The sequence below is a fragment of the Caulobacter sp. GW821-FHT11E10 genome, assembly GCF_058808375.1.
On record NZ_JBXARP010000008.1, the window covers coordinates 194,706 to 211,876 of the forward strand.

Annotated in this window: 15 protein-coding genes; 7 read left to right on the plus strand and 8 right to left on the minus strand. The window is 67.9% G+C overall.

The features are described from left to right. Window positions 1-11: 11 nt before the first annotated feature. From AC1RRV_RS18010 to AC1RRV_RS18020, 3 genes are all read right to left on the minus strand, one after another. A complete protein-coding gene (locus AC1RRV_RS18010) occupies window positions 12-1,640 on the minus strand; it encodes an ABC-F family ATP-binding cassette domain-containing protein (RefSeq protein WP_492861017.1) in 1,629 nt (542 codons plus the stop codon). Between the two features lie 150 nt (window positions 1,641-1,790). After that, on the minus strand, window positions 1,791-1,934 hold the full coding sequence (locus AC1RRV_RS18015) for a hypothetical protein (protein WP_492861018.1): 144 nt from the start codon (window positions 1,932-1,934) through the stop codon (window positions 1,791-1,793). A gap of 302 nt (window positions 1,935-2,236) precedes the next feature. Continuing rightward, entirely contained in the window at window positions 2,237-5,143 is a 2,907-nt protein-coding gene (locus tag AC1RRV_RS18020) for a TonB-dependent receptor (protein WP_492861019.1), read from the minus strand. A 504-nt stretch (window positions 5,144-5,647) separates the two neighbouring features. Between AC1RRV_RS18020 and AC1RRV_RS18025 the strand changes: the two genes are divergently transcribed. Further along, window positions 5,648-6,166 (plus strand): hypothetical protein, encoded by a 519-nt coding sequence (locus tag AC1RRV_RS18025; protein WP_492861020.1) that lies wholly within the window; start codon window positions 5,648-5,650, stop codon window positions 6,164-6,166. A gap of 50 nt (window positions 6,167-6,216) precedes the next feature. On the opposite strand, the gene AC1RRV_RS18030 is transcribed toward AC1RRV_RS18025, so the two are convergent. Then, window positions 6,217-6,501 (minus strand): DUF1272 domain-containing protein, encoded by a 285-nt coding sequence (locus AC1RRV_RS18030; protein ID WP_492861021.1) that lies wholly within the window; start codon window positions 6,499-6,501, stop codon window positions 6,217-6,219. A 270-nt stretch (window positions 6,502-6,771) separates the two neighbouring features. On the opposite strand from AC1RRV_RS18030, the gene carA reads away from it, so the two are divergent. The 4 genes from carA to AC1RRV_RS18050 all read left to right on the plus strand — a co-directional run bounded on the left by carA (window position 6,772) and on the right by AC1RRV_RS18050 (window position 9,692). Next, complete coding sequence (carA, locus tag AC1RRV_RS18035; RefSeq protein ID WP_492861022.1) at window positions 6,772-7,938, plus strand: glutamine-hydrolyzing carbamoyl-phosphate synthase small subunit; 1,167 nt, start codon at window positions 6,772-6,774, stop codon at window positions 7,936-7,938. A gap of 12 nt (window positions 7,939-7,950) precedes the next feature. Then, window positions 7,951-8,310, plus strand: a complete 360-nt coding sequence (locus tag AC1RRV_RS18040; RefSeq protein WP_492861023.1) for a DUF6980 family protein — start codon at window positions 7,951-7,953, stop codon at window positions 8,308-8,310. 74 nt (window positions 8,311-8,384) lie between these two features. Further along, window positions 8,385-9,005, plus strand: coding sequence for a TIGR02466 family protein (locus AC1RRV_RS18045; protein WP_492861135.1), 621 nt, complete (start codon window positions 8,385-8,387; stop codon window positions 9,003-9,005). A 123-nt stretch (window positions 9,006-9,128) separates the two neighbouring features. Continuing rightward, the gene (locus AC1RRV_RS18050; RefSeq protein WP_492861024.1) at window positions 9,129-9,692 is read left to right on the plus strand and encodes a YbhB/YbcL family Raf kinase inhibitor-like protein; all 564 of its coding nucleotides are present in this window, start codon (window positions 9,129-9,131) and stop codon (window positions 9,690-9,692) included. Window positions 9,693-9,696: 4 nt separating this feature from the next. Here the strand turns inward: AC1RRV_RS18050 and AC1RRV_RS18055 are convergent, their stop codons facing one another. The 3 genes from AC1RRV_RS18055 to AC1RRV_RS18065 form a co-directional block, all read right to left on the minus strand. Next, window positions 9,697-10,239 (minus strand): hypothetical protein, encoded by a 543-nt coding sequence (locus AC1RRV_RS18055; protein WP_492861025.1) that lies wholly within the window; start codon window positions 10,237-10,239, stop codon window positions 9,697-9,699. 52 nt (window positions 10,240-10,291) lie between these two features. After that, window positions 10,292-10,990 carry a DUF998 domain-containing protein gene (locus AC1RRV_RS18060; RefSeq protein ID WP_492861026.1) on the minus strand — a complete coding sequence of 233 codons (699 nt, stop codon included), beginning with the start codon at window positions 10,988-10,990 and terminating at the stop codon, window positions 10,292-10,294. A gap of 72 nt (window positions 10,991-11,062) precedes the next feature. Further along, window positions 11,063-12,763 carry a M20/M25/M40 family metallo-hydrolase gene (locus tag AC1RRV_RS18065; protein ID WP_492861027.1) on the minus strand — a complete coding sequence of 567 codons (1,701 nt, stop codon included), beginning with the start codon at window positions 12,761-12,763 and terminating at the stop codon, window positions 11,063-11,065. Between the two features lie 360 nt (window positions 12,764-13,123). Between AC1RRV_RS18065 and AC1RRV_RS18070 the strand changes: the two genes are divergently transcribed. Continuing rightward, window positions 13,124-13,363: a flagellar hook protein FlgE gene (locus tag AC1RRV_RS18070; protein ID WP_492861028.1), complete on the plus strand. Its 240-nt coding sequence runs from the start codon at window positions 13,124-13,126 to the stop codon at window positions 13,361-13,363. Window positions 13,364-13,606: 243 nt separating this feature from the next. Continuing rightward, entirely contained in the window at window positions 13,607-15,520 is a 1,914-nt protein-coding gene (gene uvrC, locus AC1RRV_RS18075; protein WP_492861029.1) for an excinuclease ABC subunit UvrC, read from the plus strand. A 39-nt stretch (window positions 15,521-15,559) separates the two neighbouring features. Here uvrC and AC1RRV_RS18080 read toward each other — a convergent pair whose 3' ends face one another. Next, window positions 15,560-16,996, minus strand: coding sequence for a glycoside hydrolase family 28 protein (locus tag AC1RRV_RS18080; protein ID WP_492861030.1), 1,437 nt, complete (start codon window positions 16,994-16,996; stop codon window positions 15,560-15,562). Window positions 16,997-17,171: the final 175 nt, after the last annotated feature.

Consider the following 17,171-nt stretch of genomic DNA (forward strand, 5'->3'; position numbering starts at 1 on the left):
GTGGGGCCTGACTAGCCGCCCGGGTGCAGCCCCGGCGCTTCCTGGCCTGTGCGGGCGACATATTCGGTATAGCCGCCGCCGTACTGGTGAACGCCCTCGGGCGTCAGCTCCAGCACGCGGTTGCTCAGTGCGCCCAGGAAGTGGCGGTCGTGCGAGACGAACAGCATGGTGCCCTCGAAGTCCGCGAGCGCTGCGACCAGCATCTCCTTGGTCGCCATGTCCAAGTGGTTGGTCGGCTCGTCCAGCACCAGCAGGTTCGGCGGATCGAACAGCATCTTGGCCATGACCAGACGCGCCTTCTCGCCGCCGGACAGGACGCGGCAGGGCTTTTCGACATCGTCGCCGGAGAAGCCGAAACAGCCCGCCAGGGTGCGCAGCGCGCCCTGGCCGGCCTGCGGGAACGAGCGCTCCAGCGATTCGAAGATCGTCTCTTCGCCTTCGAGAAGATCCATGGAATGCTGGGCGAAATAGCCCATCTTGACGCTGGCGCCGATGGTGACCACGCCCTGGTCGGGCTTGGTGTCGCCGGCCACCAGCTTCAGCAGGGTTGACTTGCCGGCGCCGTTGGCGCCCAGCACGCACCAGCGCTCCTTGCGGCGCACCAGGAAATCCAGGCCGTCATAGATCGGCTTGTCGCCGTAGCCCTTGTGGACGTGGCGCAGGCTGATCACGTCCTCGCCCGAGCGCGGCGGGCTCTGGAATTCGAACTGGACCGCCTGGCGACGGCGCGGGGCCTCGACGCGTTCGATCTTGTCGAGCTTCTTGACCCGGCTCTGCACCTGGGCGGCGTGCGAGGCGCGCGCCTTGAACTTCTCGATGAACTTGATTTCCTTGGCCAGCATGGCCTGCTGGCGCTCGTACTGCGCCTGGCGTTGCGCCTCGCCGAGCGCGCGCTGCTGGTCGTAGAAGTCCAGGTCGCCCGAATAGGTGATCAGCTGGCCGCCGTCGATTTCCACGACCTTGCCGATGATGCGGTTCATGAAGGCGCGGTCGTGCGACGTCATCAAGAGAGCGCCATCATAGTTCTTGAGGAACGCCTCCAGCCAGATCAGGCTTTCCAGGTCCAGGTGGTTGGAGGGTTCGTCCAGCAGCATGCCGTCGGGCCGCATCAGCAGGATGCGGGCCAGCGCCACGCGCATCTTCCAGCCGCCGGACAGCTGGCCAACGTCGCCGTCCATGCGTTCCTGGCTGAAGCTCAGGCCGGCCAGCACTTCGCGGGCCCGCGCTTCCAGCGCATAGCCGTCCAGTTCCTGGAAGCGCTCCAGCACCTCGCCGTAGCGCTCCATGATGGCGTCCAGCTGGTCGGCCTGGTCCGGATCGACCATGGCCGCTTCCAGTGAGGCCATCTCGGCGGCTAGGGCGCTGACGGGACCGACGCCGTCCATCACCGCGGCGACCGCGCTCTGGCCCGACATCTCGCCGACGTCCTGGCTGAAATAGCCGATCTTCATGCCGGGATCGATCGAGACCAGCCCGTCGTCGGGCTGCTCCTGGCCGGTGATCATGCGGAACAGCGTCGTCTTGCCGGCGCCGTTCGGGCCGACGAGCCCAGCCTTTTCGCCCTTCTGGACGCCCATCGAGGCTTCGATGAACAGGAGCTGGTGGCCGTTCTGCTTGGAGATATTGTCGAGGCGGATCATGGGGCGGTCTGCTAACGCGGGCGGAAGCAGAACGCCAGCCTTTCAAGCCGAGCGCTCCGAATGCGCTCGCCGGCGGGCGGAGCGCCTCGGCGCCGCGAAGCGGGGGGCGCGCGCGCCTTGCCCGCGCGTCGTATCCCGTCGTGGCCGGCCCTAGAAGCTGAGCACCACGAAGACCACCGCACTGATCGGAATCGCCGCCGAAAGGACCATGTGCAGAAGGCTCTCGCCCAGGCCGAAGGCCGAGCGGTTGGACGTGGGAACCTTGACCGGGGTGGGGTTGGCGGCGGGGGTCATGTGAGGTGCTCCTTGCACGCTAGAGCTTGCGCCCCAAAGCGTTAACGAAGCTAAAGCTTGGCCGTCCGCGCGCTTGCGACAGATTGTCCGCTGGAGGGGCTCCAGGCCCCCCGCAAAAGCACGGCGCGCTCTTGCAGGAGCGCGCCGTGAAACCCGCGCGGGCCGGGAGGAGGAAGCCTTGGGACCCGCGCGATGAATTGAAAAAAGGGCCCCGCCGGCCAAGGGAACGCAGAACCGGCGGGAAGAGGGAACAGAGGGCCCCAGCCTCCCGCCGGCTGGCGGGAAGCGCGCTATGCGATGACTTAGAACTTGCCCCGGATGCCCAGGATGATCTGGCGGCCCGGCTGGTACTGGGTGAACGTGGCGTTGTCCCAGTAGAAGGTCTGGCGCTGCTGCTCCTTGGTGATGTTGATCACGTCGAGCGTCACGCGCGGCTGGGTCGGCAGGCTCTTGAACTGGTAGCTGGCCGAGAGGTCGAACTGGCCGCGCTTGTCGGTGTTCAACGTCGCGAACGGGATGCCGTTCTGATTGTTGCCCGACGAGACCTGGGCGTCGTTCCAGACATACGACAGGCGGATCGAGGCGCCGTGGTCCTCGTAGAAGCCGGTGATGTTGTAGGTCCAGGGCGAGATGCCGACCGCCGAGGCCGGGGCGCCGGTGCCGCGCGGGTTCTGCTCGACGTGGGTCAGGTTGGCGGTGAAGCCCGAGCCCTTGAGCAGGAAGTCCAGCGGCTGCACCCAGGTGACTTCCTCGCCCAGGATGGTCAGGACGCCGTCGGCGTTGACCTGCTGGCTGACCGTGACCGTGGCGGTGTTGGGGCCGCCACGGTTGGTGATCGCCTGCTGCTGCAGGTTGGTCAGCTGGTCGTACGGCACGCCCAGCTGCAGGAAGGGAATGGTGTTGGTGCCGTTGACGGTGAAGCCGGTCAGCTCCTTGCGGAACAGGGCCACGCCGATATAGCCGGCGCCGCCGGTGTACCACTCGCCGCCGATGTCGACATTGTTGGAGATGTAGGGCGTGAGGTTCGGATTGCCCTGGTTGGCGGTCTGGGCCGACGGGTCGCTGAACGTCGTGCCCGGCAGCATGGCCGACGGGTTGGGGCGGGTGATGGTCCGCGAGGCGCTGGCCCGCAGGATAATGTTCTCGGCCAGGCTATAGGCGGCGTTGAACGAGGGCAGCATGCCGTCGTACTTGGTCGTGCGGCTCAGGAACGACAGCACGCCGTTGACCGTCTGCGGGCCTTCGATCAGCTGCTCGGTGTGGTAGTAGCGGACCCCGGCGTTGAAGCGCAGATCGCGATCGACCACCTGGGTGACGCCGTTCATCTCGATATAGGCGCCTTGGGTCTTCTCGCGGATGTAGCCCGAGGCCGCGCCCGTGGCGGCCGACGACGAGAACGGCGCGGCGGCGTTGAAGGCGTCGTACTGGGTGGTCCCGAAGAACTTGTCCTTGTCCAGGGTCACGAAGCCGATCGGGCCGGCCTTGATGAAGCCCGACAGGGCCGCTTGCGGCACGGCCGAGCCGGCGGCGCCGTTACACGCCGGGGTCGGCGCCGGAACCGGACTCTGCGGGGTCACCCCGCCGCCGCCGCAGGTGAAGGTCTGCCAGCGGCCGGAGTTGTCGATGGCGGTGATGCGGCGGCCGACGTCGTCATAGGCCAGGCCGACCTTGAAGTTGACGGCCTTGTCCTCGCCGAACGTCGCGTCGAAGTGGGCCCCCTTGGTGAAGGTGACGCGCTTTTCGTTCTGGATGTTCACCCGGCCGCCTGCCCAGACCCAGCCCAGGTTCGGGTCGTTCAGGCTCTTGGAGGCGACGATGCTGGGCTTGTCGCCGCCGTCGTTCTTGTAGGCCACGTTCAGGCCGGTGTTCAGCGGGGTGTTGAACAGCACGGTCGGCGCTTCGCGGAAGAAGATCGAGCGGCTCCAGTTCACCTGGCCGTCCAGCTTGATCCAGTCGTTGGCGCGCCAGCTGAAGCCGGGGTTCACGTTCAGGACCTCGACGTCTTCCTTGTACGGGCGGTACTCGAGGAAGAACTGCGAGTTCAGGAAGGCGCCTTCGGTGACCACGTTGTTGCCGTCGACCTTCACGCCGACCGGGATCATGAAGTTGGAGTTCCGCACCGACCAGTTCATGTCGATCCGCTCGAACTCGCGGTGGGCCTCCGAGAACATCGTGTCGAGATAGAACTCGACACCGTCGTGCGGACGCCACTGCAGCGAGGCGACATAGCTGTCGCGGTTGCGGTCGCCGGAGCTCCACGAGTCCCGGCCAAGGCGCGGCAGCTGGGCGTCGGACAGCTGGACCAGGGTCGTGCCCGGGTTCAAGGCCTGCAGCAGGGCGTTGTCGACCGTCTGGCCGGGGGTCAGGCCGTTGCCGGTCACCCCCGCCGGAACCGTCGTGGCCCAGTTGAAGCCGTTGCCCGCCGTGACGTTACAGCCCGTGCAGGTCATGTTCGCGTTGGTCCAGCCGATCGTCTCGAAGCCCGTCGTGGTGGACTTCTTGCGGGCAAAGGCCGCGCCGACCAGGACGCCGAACTCGCCGGCATTGGTCTCGAAGGTCTTGCTGGCCAGGATCGAGCCGCGCGGCGACAGCTCGTCCGACTCGGAGTTCTTGCCGCCCTGGATCGAATAGACCAGCTGCTGGCCGGTCTTGTAGTCGAACGGACGGGCGCTGCGCATGTTGACCACGCCGGCCACGCCGCCCTCGACCGTGCTCGCCACCGGGCTCTTGGCGACGTCCAGGCGGTTGAACAGCTCGGTCGGATAGAGGTCGAGGTCGATTTCGCGGTTCTGGTTCTGGCTGTCGGTGCGGCCCGACGAGGCCACGGCGGCGTTGGCGCCGTTCAGCAGGATCTTGGTGAAGTTGGTGCCCAGGCCCCGGATGGCGACGTTCAGGCCTTCGCCGTCGATCTCGCGGGTCAGCTGCACGCCGGGGATCCGGTTCAGCGACTCGGCGATGTTCAGGTCGGGAAACTTGCCGATGTCCTCGGCGAACACCGAGTCGGTGAAGGCGACGCTGTCGCGCTTGGCGTTGGTCGAGTCGGTCAGCGACTTGCGGAAGCCCGTGACGACCACCTCCTCGACGACGTCGGCCTGCGCGGCGGGCGCGGTCTGGGCGTGGGCGGCTTCAGCAAGGGCCAAGGTGGTCAGACAGGTCGCGCCGATCAGGGCCAGGCGACGCGTGGAACCGTGGTGTCGGATGGACGGCATGTTTCTTCCCCTAAGAGCGGTGCTCTGCGCACTTGTTCGTTGTCGCCACGGGTCGGCCGGCCCGTTTTCGGGCTCGATCTGGTCACCCCACGCGGCGTGGTAGCGGTCACAGAGAACACGGTTACGAGGTAAGTTCTCTCAAGTCAACGTGGTCAGACCTCATCGCCAGACAACCTATTGACCATTGGCGACCGATCGTTGCGCACCAGCCACGCTCGGCGCGGTGATCGCGGACGCAGAGGGATCAATGGCGGAGTTTTCCGCGAATGTTCACGTGCACATCGCTCTATTGCTCAGACCGGTCGCGCGCCGGCGATGGTCGACCTCGTGGCTTGTGCTCGGGCCGGGCAAGCGTCGACGGCGCTCCGGTGTCAAACCTTAGCGCGAATACTCAGACAATAAGGTCAGACCAATGGCGCTCGCATAAGTCTCGGACCACCAGGCGTCTCAATCTCGACGCGATCACGCGACAAGCTCCGCCGGATCACCGCCTGGAGCGCCCTGATGCCCGCACTGTTCATGGCGATGACGCTGGCCGCCACCGGCCAGGATGTCTCGACGCTGCGGGTCCCGCGCGTGGCGCCGCCGGTGCAGGTCGATGGCTGGCGATCGCCCTGGGCGCGCGAGCTTCAGCGCTCCTGCGCCGCGCCGGCCCGTGGCGAACTCGTGCCGTTCGAGCAGCTGCCGCCCGAGGCGCTGGCGGACCTCCGACGAACAGACCCCAAGATCTCGCCGCCCGGCGGGCCGTTCAACGCCGGCGACGTGGACGACGGCAAGACGCCCCACACTCGGGTCATCGCGGCCATGCGCCTCGGCGGCCGCCTCGCGGTCGCCTACGAGAAGGGCGGCTGGGGCTACGGCGTCACCGTGCTGACCTATGACCCCGACGTTCGCACGGGCCTGATGGCGGCCAGCGGCCTGCACACGCTCAATCCGCGCGAGACGCCCAACGGCAGGGTCGACGAGCGAGCTGCTTGCGCGGCGTTGGAACGGGCGATCGGGGACATTCCGCTCAAGCCCTAGGCGCGCGCCAAATCCCTCTCTCTCTGAGAGAGGGATTTTTCGGTCCGGCCCTAGGCCCAGCCCGCCGGGGGTTGCTCCGGATCGCGCCGCGTAGGCCGGGAATACCGATGCCCCTTGTTCACCCGTCGCAGCGAGGCGGGGAAGCGGTGCAGCTGGTTCTCGGGCCGGATCGGTCGCGCCACCAGCCCGCCGCCGCAGTCGGGGCAGGTCTCGTCGAAGCGCAGGTCCGAGCAGTCCGCGCAGAACGTATGCTCGAAGGTGCAGATTCGCGCCGCGTCGCTGGCGGGCGGCAGGTCCGCGTCACAGCACTCGCAGTTGGGACGCAATTCGAGCATGGGCCGTCCTCCCGTGTTCGTCGCGCTTCAATGGCTTGGAAGCCTTGCACCATAAGGCGTTTTGGGGCCGCCGCGCGAGGGTGCGCGTTCATCGATCACGGGAATGTGGAGCCAAGCGAAATTCGCGTGATCAGCGGGGGTTGACCCCCTCCCCCATACCCCCTAGACACCCCGCCGTTTGCGCGGCGGGTTGGGGTTACTCCCTGCCCGCCTTTTTGCGACAATAGGCGGCCCTTTCCGGCCGATCGCGTTCAGGAGGCGCTCTACAGAATGTCCCAAGACCTTCTTCCCGGCGTCACCGGCGTTCTGGCCCTGGCCGATGGCACCATCCTGCAAGGCGTGGGCTGCGGCGCGGTCGGCGACGCGGTCGGCGAGGTGTGCTTCAACACCGCCATGACGGGCTATCAGGAGATCCTGACCGACCCGTCCTACATGGCCCAGATCGTGGCCTTCACCTTCCCCCACATCGGCAATGTCGGCACGAACGTCGAGGACGTCGAGCAGATCACCGGCGTGGCCGAGACGGCCGCCCGCGGCGCCCTGTTCCGCGACGTCCCGACCGAGCAGGCCAACTGGCGCGCCAACAGCGACTTCGACGCCTGGATGAAGCTTCGCGGCGTCATCGGCCTGGCCGGGATCGACACCCGCGCCCTGACCCGCAAGATCCGCGAGACCGGCATGCCGCACGGCGTCATCGCCCACTCGCCCGAGGGCAAGTTCGACCTGCCCGCGCTCGTCGCCAAGGCCAAGGCCTGGGCCGGCCTCGAGGGCCTGGACCTGGCCAAGGACGCCTCGACCACCCAGACCTTCACCTGGGACGAGGGCCTGTGGTCGTGGCCGGAAGGCTACGCCAAGCTGGACAAGCCCAAGTACGAAGTGGTCGTCATCGACTACGGCGTGAAGCGCAACATCCTGCGCGCCCTGGCCCATGTCGGGGCCCGCGCCACGGTGGTGCCGGCCGACACCTCGGCTGAGGACATCCTGGCCCGCAATCCGGACGGCGTGCTGCTGAGCAACGGCCCCGGCGACCCGGCCGCCACGGGCGAGTATGCGGTTCCGGTCATTCAGACGCTTGTCGAGAGCGGCAAGCCGGTGTTCGGCATCTGCCTCGGCCACCAGATGCTGGCCCTGGCCCTGGGCGCCAAGACCGTGAAGATGGAACAGGGCCACCATGGCGCCAACCACCCGGTGAAGGACCTGACGACCGGCAAGGTCGAGATCGTCTCGATGAACCACGGCTTCACCGTCGACAGCGCCTCGCTGCCGGCCCCGGTGCAGGAAACCCACGTCTCGCTGTTCGACGGCACCAACGCCGGCATCCAGCTGGCCGACAAGCCGGTGTTCAGCGTCCAGCACCACCCGGAAGCCTCGCCGGGCCCGACCGACAGCCTCTACCTGTTCGAGCGCTTCGCCGGCCTGATGGACAAGGCGAAGTAGGAGCCGATCGCGGTGCTCGGGATCGAAAGCGTCGGACCGAACACCGCGATCGAACGCCTGCGGGGCCTTCACGACTACGCGCACTTTCCCGAGCTGTTCGGCTGGATGGCCGACGGCGCGACCGTCTTCTACGAGCCCGCCTTCCGCGAGTTCACGATCCCCGACGCCGACGGCGTCTCGGCGTATGTGCTGAACTACTGCCCGCTGTCGGGCCGCCGCCTGCCGGCGTCGCTCCGCGATGAATGGTTCGACAGCCTCGAGGTCGCCGGCCTCCTGGCCGTCGACACCCTCCCGCCGCCGGATTTCCTGGCGCCGATGGCCTACCGCGCCGACCAATGGTGGCGCGACACGCGCCTGGCCGACCTCGACTAGCGGGCATTGGCCTGGCGCGCGGCGACCGCCAAATGCGGTTTCCACTTTTGGCCGTCACGCTCTATGACCCCTTCATGACCACGCGCAGCCTCTTCGTCACGCCGCTCTATGAAGCCAGCCTCGCTGGCGAGAAGGACTTCGAGACCTTCGTCGACCAACTGCACGACGCCTGCATCGCCATCGCCGAGGACGACGAGGCCGGCCAGGCCTGGGCCTATAACAAGGGCTATCTGGGCTACACCTCGTACGCCTCGCTGAACGACCTGCCGCAGCGCGACAGCCTGTTCGAGAGCCTGAAGAAGAAGCTCGACAAGCACGCGGCGGTCTTCGCCAAGGACCTGCGTTTCGACCTGGGCGGCGGCAAGCTGGTGATGGACAGCTTCTGGATCAACATCCTCGAGCCCGGCGGCCAGCACAGCGGCCACATCCACCCCCACAGCGTCATCTCCGGCACGGTCTATGTGACCATCCCGCCGGGCGCCTCGGCCCTGAAGTTCGAGGACCCGCGCCTGCCGATGATGATGGCCGCCCCGACCCGCGAGGACGACGCGCCCGAAGGCCTGAAGCCCTTCGTCTACGTCCAGCCCGCCCCGGGCACGATCCTGCTGTGGGAAAGCTGGCTGCGCCACGAAGTGACGCCCAACCAGGCCGACGAACAGCGCATCAGCATCAGCTTCAACTACGCCTGGCGGTAGGGTTGGGAATTCCCTCTCTCTCAGAGAGAGGGGTTCCGTTGCCCCGCCCCCGGCCACGCTAAACTCAGCCGGCGACGAAACTTGACCAGAGGCTTGAGTGTTGTGCGGTTGAAGGAGACCGCCATGGCCCAGACGCCCGATCGTCAGACGCCGCAACACTCCGGCGACACCATTGTCATCCACAAGGTCACCCCGTTCGGCGAGGGTGACATCGTCCTGACCACCGCCTCGGTGGACCGGGACGGCCGGCTGGAAGACCGCCACTCGGCCTATCACGAGAACCGTTCGCCACCCCTGATCTGGACGCCGATCGAGGGCGCGGCGGCCTACGCCATCGTGGTCGAGGACCCCGATGCGCCGCGCGAGCACCCCTTTGTCCACTGGCTGATCTGGAACATCCCCGGCGAGGCGACCAGCCTGCCCGAGGGCCTGCCGAACGAGGCCAGCCTGGGCCTGATCGGCGGCGCGGTGCAGGGCGTCAACGGGGCCGGCAAGATCGGCTGGTTCGGCCCGCGACCGCCGGCCGGACACGGCGTGCATCGCTACCACTTCCAGATCTTCGCCCTGGCCGAGCGCATGACCTTCGGCCCCAACGTGCCGATGGAGACCCTGGTCAGCGCGCTGAAGGGCGACACCCTGGCCGACGGGCTGATGGTGGCGATCTATGAGGCGCCGGAGAGCCAGTGAGGCTCTAGGGGCCGCAGGTCCAGGTTCCGGCATAGACCCGGCTGAGCCCGTCGGCGCGGGTGTAGGTCAGGGTGGCGGGACGAGGCGGAGACTCGCCCCCGCCGGCGGCCGGGCCGGTCGCCTGCACGGCGATCCTGGTGTTGTTCGCGCCATAGAAGTTCGCGCCGTCGACCATGGTGTCGAAGCCGCCGGGATCGGAGATGCGCTCGACGCGGCCCGACACCTTGACCAGGCCCTGGGCGGGGTTCGGCAGGCCGGGCGAGCCCATACCCACCAGGAAGGGATCGGGACCAGCCACATTGAAGAAGCAGCCGATCTCGCCGGCCAGCGGGTTGGCCTGCTGGTCGGCCAGCGTCAGGCCCTCCAGCAGGGTCGGTTCGACGAGCGGAGTCGTCGGCGCGGCGGCGGGCGCGGGCGTGTCGGTCGCGGCCGGCGGCGAGGCGGCCTCGTCCTTGGGTTTCTGGTCCGAGCAGGCGCTCAAGGTCAGGGCGGCGGCGAGCACGCCCAGGAAACAGGCGCGGGTCGCGTGGCGTCGGCGGCCGATCATGATGGCGGGTCCCCCTTCGTTCGACTGCTCCCGGCAGCCGGTCAGAAGGAGCCTAGACGACCACCGGTTGCGCCGCCAGGGTGGTCCGCTTCCACCCCCGCTCCAGGGTCCAGGCGGCGATGGCCAGCCACAGCAGGCCCAGGAAGGCGTGGCCACGCTGCCAGTAGCCGACGTCGTGGCCGGTGCGCACGTTCCACACCCCCGTCAGCAGGGCGAAGACCAGCAGCAAGCCCAGGAACCAGCCCAGCGAGAAGTGGGCCAGGCGGCGATAGCCCGGCCGGCCCCACAGGGCCCAGGCGGCGAACATCGGCGCGAACTGGATGGCCAGGCCCACTCCGCAGGCGCGGTGCATGGGATCGGGCCAGTGGAACACCCCGGCGAAGAAGGCGCCCAGCCCCGTCAGCGCCACGAACAGCCCGGCGAAGGCCGAGACGATCCGTCGTCCGCCCGCTTGCTCCAGGGCGTGGGCGAAGCCGGCTCCGGCGAACAGGCCGGCGATCCCGGCGATCATCATGCCGTAGTTGAACACCGCCGGCATCGGCGCCTTGGGCCCGCCCAGCTCGCTGATGAACTGGGCCCCGGCGTCGAAGCCCGGGAACAGGCGCTGGGCCAGCCACACGTCGGCCACCATGATGGCCGGCGCGATCACGCCGATCTTCAGGAAGGCGCCGGTGCGGACGGTCACGCTGGGGTTCCGAAATTCCGAAAAAAGAGAGGGCGGCAGAATCTCTTCCGCCGCCCTCCGGGTCAATGGTCCAAACGCCCCTCTTCGTGCCATCCCGGATAGCCTCTGCGAGGCTTCCGGGATGGCACGGTAAGGATGCTACTTCGCCGCCGACGGGTGGCCGGCCGGGGCGAAGGTCGAGCCGAAGAAGTCGCCCTTCTTCCAGACCGGGCGGGCCGGCGCATTGGCCAGTTCGCGGGCGATCTCGTAGTTGACCAGGGCGAACTTGGCGGCCGCCGTGTAGTCGATCGGCTGGTTCAGGTCGTCGCCCGGGTGGTGATAGTTGCCCTTCAGGAAGGTCGTGAAGGCCTTCTCGCCGCCGTTCTGGAAGCCGGTCATCAGGAAGACCGAGGGGATGCCCTGCTCGACAAAACGGTAGTGGTCCGAGCGGGTGAACAGGCCTTCCTCAGGCAGCGGGTCGCCCGACAGGCCGATACCCACGCGCCCGGCGGCCTTCTTGACGGCCTCGCCCACGGTCGAGCGGTCGGCGCCGAAGGCGATCACGTCGGTGAACGGGTACAGCAGAATAGGCATGTCCAGGTTCACGTCGGCGGCGATGTCGGCCTTCTTCACCGTCGGATTGTTGGCGAAGTAGTCCGAGCCCACGAGGCCCTTTTCCTCGCCGGTGACGGCCAGCAGGATGATCGAACGCTTCGGGCGGACCTTGGTGTTCTTGAAGCCGCGGGCGACTTCCAGCAGCGTGGCGATGCCCGAGGCGTTGTCGAGCGCGCCGTTGTTGATGGCGTCCTCGCCCGGCTTGGCGTTCGGCTTGATGCCGATGTGGTCCAGGTGAGCCGACAGGACGATGGTCTGGGCCTTGAGGGTCGGGTCCGAGCCCTCGATCATGCCGACGACGTTGCTGCTCTCGCGCTTCTCGATCTCGGTCTTCAGCGCGATGTTGGCCTTGGTCGCCAGGGCGAAGCCCTTCACGACGCCGGCCGGCTTCTCGGCCTCGGCCAGGACGGACGCCAGCGGCGTCGCAGCGCCAGCAAAGAGCTTTTCGGCGCCGGCCTGGCTGATCGTGGCCAGCGACGGCGCGCTGGGGGCGCGGATGGCGCCGACGTCCTGGGCGTTGCGCCAGATGACGCGCCAGCCCTTCATCTGGCCGATGCCAGCCGCGAACGGACGGCGCTTCTCGGCGCTGGCGCTCGACATGGTGATGACGCCGACGGCGCCACGGTTGGCGGCTTCCTGGCGCTTGACGTTGACGTTGCTGTAGTGCGCCCGGACCTCGGTCTGCAGCGACGCCGGGGCGCCGGTCAGCATGACGACGATCTTGCCCTTCACATCCAGGCCCGCGTAGTCGTCGCGGCCCGCCTCGGGAGCCACCAGGCCGTAGCCGACGAAGACCAGCGGCGCCTCGACGGCGAGGTCGGCGGCCTGGGCCTGCGGCGACGGCAGATAGTCCTCACCGAACTTCAGCGGCGCGGTCTGGCCGTCGGCGCCCGTCAGGGCGAACGAACCGTCGGTGGCCGGGCGGTAGGCCAGCAACGGCACGCGCTGCTGATACGAACCCTTGTCGCCGGCCGGCTTCACGCCCAGCAGGGCGTATTGGGCGGCGACATAGTTGGCGGCGATGTCATAGCCGCGCGTGCCGGCCTCGCGGCCTTCCATGGCGTCATCGGCCAGGAAGGTCATGTGGGCCTTGATGGCCTCGGGCGACGGGGTGAAATCGGAGACCGGCGCCTTCTTGGCGGCGGTCTTAGCTGCGGCGGGCTTGGCCGGACCGGCCGCGAGGACCGGTTGGGCGAGCATGAGCAGGGCGGCGCTGGCAAGCGCGGCGCGACGCGTAAACGACATGATTTTGAGAGGCTCCCACGGAGCGGGCCCCCCGGCCCGCGACTGGGGGCGAACCATGTCGGCCCGATGACGGCTTGTCGAGACGGCCAAGGCTAAAGGTTTTGTAATGTTGGGCAGGATTTGTCGCCGATAACGGCGTTCTTGGATCGGGCGCATGCTTGGCCGGACGCCTTGCGCCAGCACTGTTCCCGTCTGGTTTGGTTGGCGGAAGATTCACCCTGCCGAGCGCGCATCGGCGGGTGCGCGGCAAGGTTAACGGCCGCTAAAAAAGATGACCAAGGCGTGAATTTTACCATTTTCGGTCGCGGCCACTTAACCCAACCGACCGGATAACCGTCCTCAAGACGGAGGACATTGTCCATGCAGGCTATTTCAACCGCCGCGGCCGGCATGATGGCCGCCGCCGACCGCCTTCACGCCAGCGCCCAGCGCGTGGCGGCTTCGGACTACCGGGCCGAGACGGTCGCGGAGCTCAAGCACGTGGACTACGTCAAGGAGCGCACCGAGCAGATCGGCGCGGTCACCGAGGCCAAGGCCAATGCGGCGGTGATCCGCACGGCCGACGACATGACCGGCGCCCTGCTCGACCTCAAGGTCTGAGCCACCCGCGTCCCCAGATGGGGCCCATCTCATCCGCCCCGGATGTCTCATCCCCGGCGGTGGGCCCCTGCGCCGAACGTCCAGAGCACGCCCCCCTAGCCGAGGACGTTCGGCCGGCCGCCTCTCGCCGTGCCCCCCAGTGTTGCGAGAGGCGGCCCCCCCGCGCCTGATCCCGCGCGTTTCCGTCAGCAGTCCGCGCGTCGGCGCGTCTGAGCCGTCGCTGGCGGCGACGGACTCGCCTATATGTCGGGCGTGACCGATACGACGACCGACACCGACGCCTCTCCCCGCCTGTCCGGCGCCGCCCTGATCAAGGACGAGGTCTCGCGCCTGCCCGACGCGCCCGGCGTCTACCGGATGATCGGCGAGGCCGACGAAGTCCTCTATGTCGGCAAGGCCAAGAGCCTGAAGAAGCGCGTCGTGCAGTACGCGCAAGGCCGCTTCCACACCAACCGCATCGCCCACATGGTCGACGCCACGCGGTCCATGGAGTTCGTCACCACCCGCACCGAAGCCGACGCCCTGCTGCTCGAGATCAACCTGATCAAGCAGCTGAAGCCGCGCTTCAACGTGCTGCTGCGTGACGACAAGAGCTTCCCCGAGATCGTCATCCGCCGCGACCACGACGCCCCGCAGCTGCGCAAGCACCGCGGCGCCCACACCATCAAGGGAGACTATTTCGGCCCCTTCGCCAGCGCCTGGGCGGTGAACCGCACGCTGAACACCCTGCAGAAAGCGTTTCTCCTCCGCTCGTGCAGCGACAGCGTCTACGAGAGCCGCGACCGGCCCTGCATGCTGCACCAGATCAAGCGCTGCGCCGCCCCCTGCACCGGCCTGATCGGCAAGGAGGACTACCAGGGTCTCGTCGACCAGGCCGAGGCCTTCCTGCGCGGCAAGTCCCGCGCGGTCATGGCGACCATGGCCAAGGAGATGGAAGCCGCCGCCGAGGAGCTGGAGTTCGAACGCGCCGCCCGCCTGCGCGACCGCATCCGCGCCCTGTCCAGCGTCGCCCAGGAGACCCAGATCAATCCCGAGACCGTGGACGAGGCCGACGTCGTGGCCCTGCACGTCGAGGGCGGCCAGGCCTGCGTGCAGGTGTTCTTCTTCCGCGCCGGCCAGAACTGGGGCAACCGCGCCTACTTCCCGCGTGTGGCGGGCTCCGCCGACGAGTCCGAGGACGAGACCACCACCGAGGAGCAACGCATCCTCACCGCCTTCCTGGGCCAGTTCTACGACGACAAGCCGATCCCGCGCCTGATCCTGGCCAACCTCCAGCCCGCCGAGAGCGAGCTGCTGTCCGAGGCCTTCGCCCTGAAGAGCGGCCGCAAGGTCGAGATCGCCGTGCCCAAGCGCGGCGAGAAGGCCGACTTGGTCCTGCACGCCCTGACCAACGCCCGCGAGGCGCTGGGGCGAAAGATGGCCGAGGGCTCGGCCCAGACCAAGCTGCTGGCCGGGGTCTGCGAGGCCTTCAAGCTGGAGGCCCCGCCCGAGCGGATCGAGGTCTACGACAACAGCCACATCCAGGGCACCAACGCCGTGGGCGGCATGATCGTGGCCGGACCCGAGGGCTTCATGAAGGGCCAGTACCGCAAGTTCAACATCAAGAGCACCGAGCTCACCCCCGGCGACGACTACGGCATGATGAAGGAGGTGCTGAAGCGCCGCTTCGCCCGCCTGGTGAAGGAGGAAGAGGAAGGCGACAGCGACAACCGCCCCGACCTCGTCCTGGTCGACGGCGGCAAGGGCCAGCTGGACGCGGCCCTGGAGATCATGGCCGACCTGGGCGTCGACGACATCGCCGTGGTCGGCGTCGCCAAGGGCCCCGACCGCGACGCCGGCCTGGAGCGGTTCTTCATCCCCGGCCAGACGCCGTTCATGCTCGAGCCCAAGTCGCCGGTGCTCTACTACCTGCAGCGCCTGCGCGACGAGGCCCACCGCTTCGCCATCGGCGCCCACCGCATCCGCCGTTCCATGGACCTGAAGAAGAACCCCCTCGACGAGATCGAGGGCGTCGGCCCGGGCCGCAAGAAGGCCCTGCTCCACGCGTTCGGCTCAGCCAAGGGCGTGGGCCGGGCGAGTGTGGAGGACCTGCTGAAGGTCGAGGGCGTCAGCCAGGCGCTCGCAGAGCGGATCCACGGGTTCTTCCGGAAGGGGTGAGCCTAGTCGCCAGCGGCAGGGCTCGCCCGGCGCGCCGCCTCACAGCTGGGTCACCTTCGCTCCGTTCACGCGCACATTGCGCAGCGAAAGGCCGTTGACGTTCTTGATGACACTGGGGCCGGCCACGCCCCGGAAATCGCAGTCGCGCAACTCGACCCCCTCGATCGGCGCCTTGTCCAGGCCCTGGAGGTCGGCGACCCTCAGGCTGGCGGCGCTGACCAGCTTCTCGATCACGACATTGCGCAGCACGGGGGTGAAGGGGCCCTTGGCGCCTTCCTCATAGTTGAAGTCCATGGTGATCACGGCGCGCGACACCCGGCCCACGACGATGTCGCGGAAGAACATGTTCTCCAGCCTGCCACCGCGCAGGGCGTTGTTCTTGAAGCGGATGGCGGTGTTGAGGTCGGGACTGTCGAGTTGGCAGGACTCGGCGAAGACATGGAAGGCGTCGCCGGAGATCTGGCTGCCGACCGTGATGCCGCCGTGGCCGTCGGCCATGCGGCAGCGGCGAATGACGATGTCGCGGGACGGCGCCTTGAGCCGCCGACCATCGGCGTTGCGCCCCGAATTGACCGCGATGCAGTCGTCGCCGGTCGAGAAGAAGCAGTCCTCGATCAGCACGTCGCGGCAGGACTCCGGATCGCAGCCGTCGTTGTTGGGGCCGTGTGAATTGACGTCGACGCCGCGGATGGTGACGTTCTCGCAGAGCACCGGGTGCAGCTGCCACATCGGGGAACGGCGCAGGGAAACGCCTTCGATCAGCACGTTCTTGCAGCGATAGGGCTGGATGAAGCTGGGCCGCAGATAGTCGCCCTCGCCGAACACCCTCTGGTCGACCGGAACGCCGTCTTCGGCCATCTGGAACAGGCGCGCCCGGGCTGGGCGCTGGTTGGGCAGGCCTTCGCGCCAACCGTGCTGGTTCTGCTTCCAGGGCCCCTTCCACGTCCACCAATGCTCGCGGCTGCACTGACCGTCGAGCACGCCCTGACCGGTGATCGCGATGTTCTCCTGTTCGAAGGCGTAGACGAACGGCGAGTAGTTCATCAGTTCAATGCCTTCCCACCGGGTGAACACCGCCGGCAGATAGGCCTTGGGATCGGTCTTGAAGAGCACGGTCGCGCCCTTGGCCAGGTGCAGATTGACGTTGCTTTTCAGCTGGATCGGACCGGTCAGATACTGGCCCGGGGCCACGACCACGCGCCCCCCGCCGGCCGCGGCGCAGGCGGCGATGGCGGCGGCGAAGGCGGCGCTGGAATCGGCCACCGCTTCGGCGTCGGCGCCAAAGTCGAGCAGCTTGAAATCACGGTCGGGAAAGGTCGGCGGCTTGATGCGGGCCACCACGGCCCGGGCTCTGGCCCAAGGATCCTCGGCGGCCGCGACGGCCGGGCCGGCCAGACCCGCGAGCAGGGCCGAGCCCCCGGCGATCAGGTCTCGACGGGCGAGCACGGGCGCGTCTTCGAAGCTGCGAGCAGTCATCTTCCATCCCCAGTCGCCTTGCCAGTCTGACGCCAGCCCGGGCGGAGGCTGCCGAGGCGCGTCGGCGCCGTCAACAGGAATGACACCGGTGACAAGGGATGGCCCTGTCGCGCCTTGAGGAGGCGCCGCCCATCCTTGCCGCCCCTCCATTTGTCGGACAATATCCGCCCACCTC

Coding starts and splice junctions, on each gene's coding strand:
- AC1RRV_RS18010 (WP_492861017.1), bottom strand. CDS start 1,640: ATGATCCGCCTCGACAATATCTCCAAGCAGAACGGCCACCAGCTCCTG.
- AC1RRV_RS18015 (WP_492861018.1), bottom strand. CDS start 1,934: ATGACCCCCGCCGCCAACCCCACCCCGGTCAAGGTTCCCACGTCCAAC.
- AC1RRV_RS18020 (WP_492861019.1), bottom strand. CDS start 5,143: ATGCCGTCCATCCGACACCACGGTTCCACGCGTCGCCTGGCCCTGATC.
- AC1RRV_RS18025 (WP_492861020.1), top strand. CDS start 5,648: ATGCCCGCACTGTTCATGGCGATGACGCTGGCCGCCACCGGCCAGGAT.
- AC1RRV_RS18030 (WP_492861021.1), bottom strand. CDS start 6,501: ATGCTCGAATTGCGTCCCAACTGCGAGTGCTGTGACGCGGACCTGCCG.
- carA (WP_492861022.1), top strand. CDS start 6,772: ATGTCCCAAGACCTTCTTCCCGGCGTCACCGGCGTTCTGGCCCTGGCC.
- AC1RRV_RS18045 (WP_492861135.1), top strand. CDS start 8,385: ATGACCACGCGCAGCCTCTTCGTCACGCCGCTCTATGAAGCCAGCCTC.
- AC1RRV_RS18050 (WP_492861024.1), top strand. CDS start 9,129: ATGGCCCAGACGCCCGATCGTCAGACGCCGCAACACTCCGGCGACACC.
- AC1RRV_RS18055 (WP_492861025.1), bottom strand. CDS start 10,239: ATGATCGGCCGCCGACGCCACGCGACCCGCGCCTGTTTCCTGGGCGTG.
- AC1RRV_RS18065 (WP_492861027.1), bottom strand. CDS start 12,763: ATGTCGTTTACGCGTCGCGCCGCGCTTGCCAGCGCCGCCCTGCTCATG.
- AC1RRV_RS18070 (WP_492861028.1), top strand. CDS start 13,124: ATGCAGGCTATTTCAACCGCCGCGGCCGGCATGATGGCCGCCGCCGAC.
- uvrC (WP_492861029.1), top strand. CDS start 13,607: ATGTCGGGCGTGACCGATACGACGACCGACACCGACGCCTCTCCCCGC.
- AC1RRV_RS18080 (WP_492861030.1), bottom strand. CDS start 16,996: ATGACTGCTCGCAGCTTCGAAGACGCGCCCGTGCTCGCCCGTCGAGAC.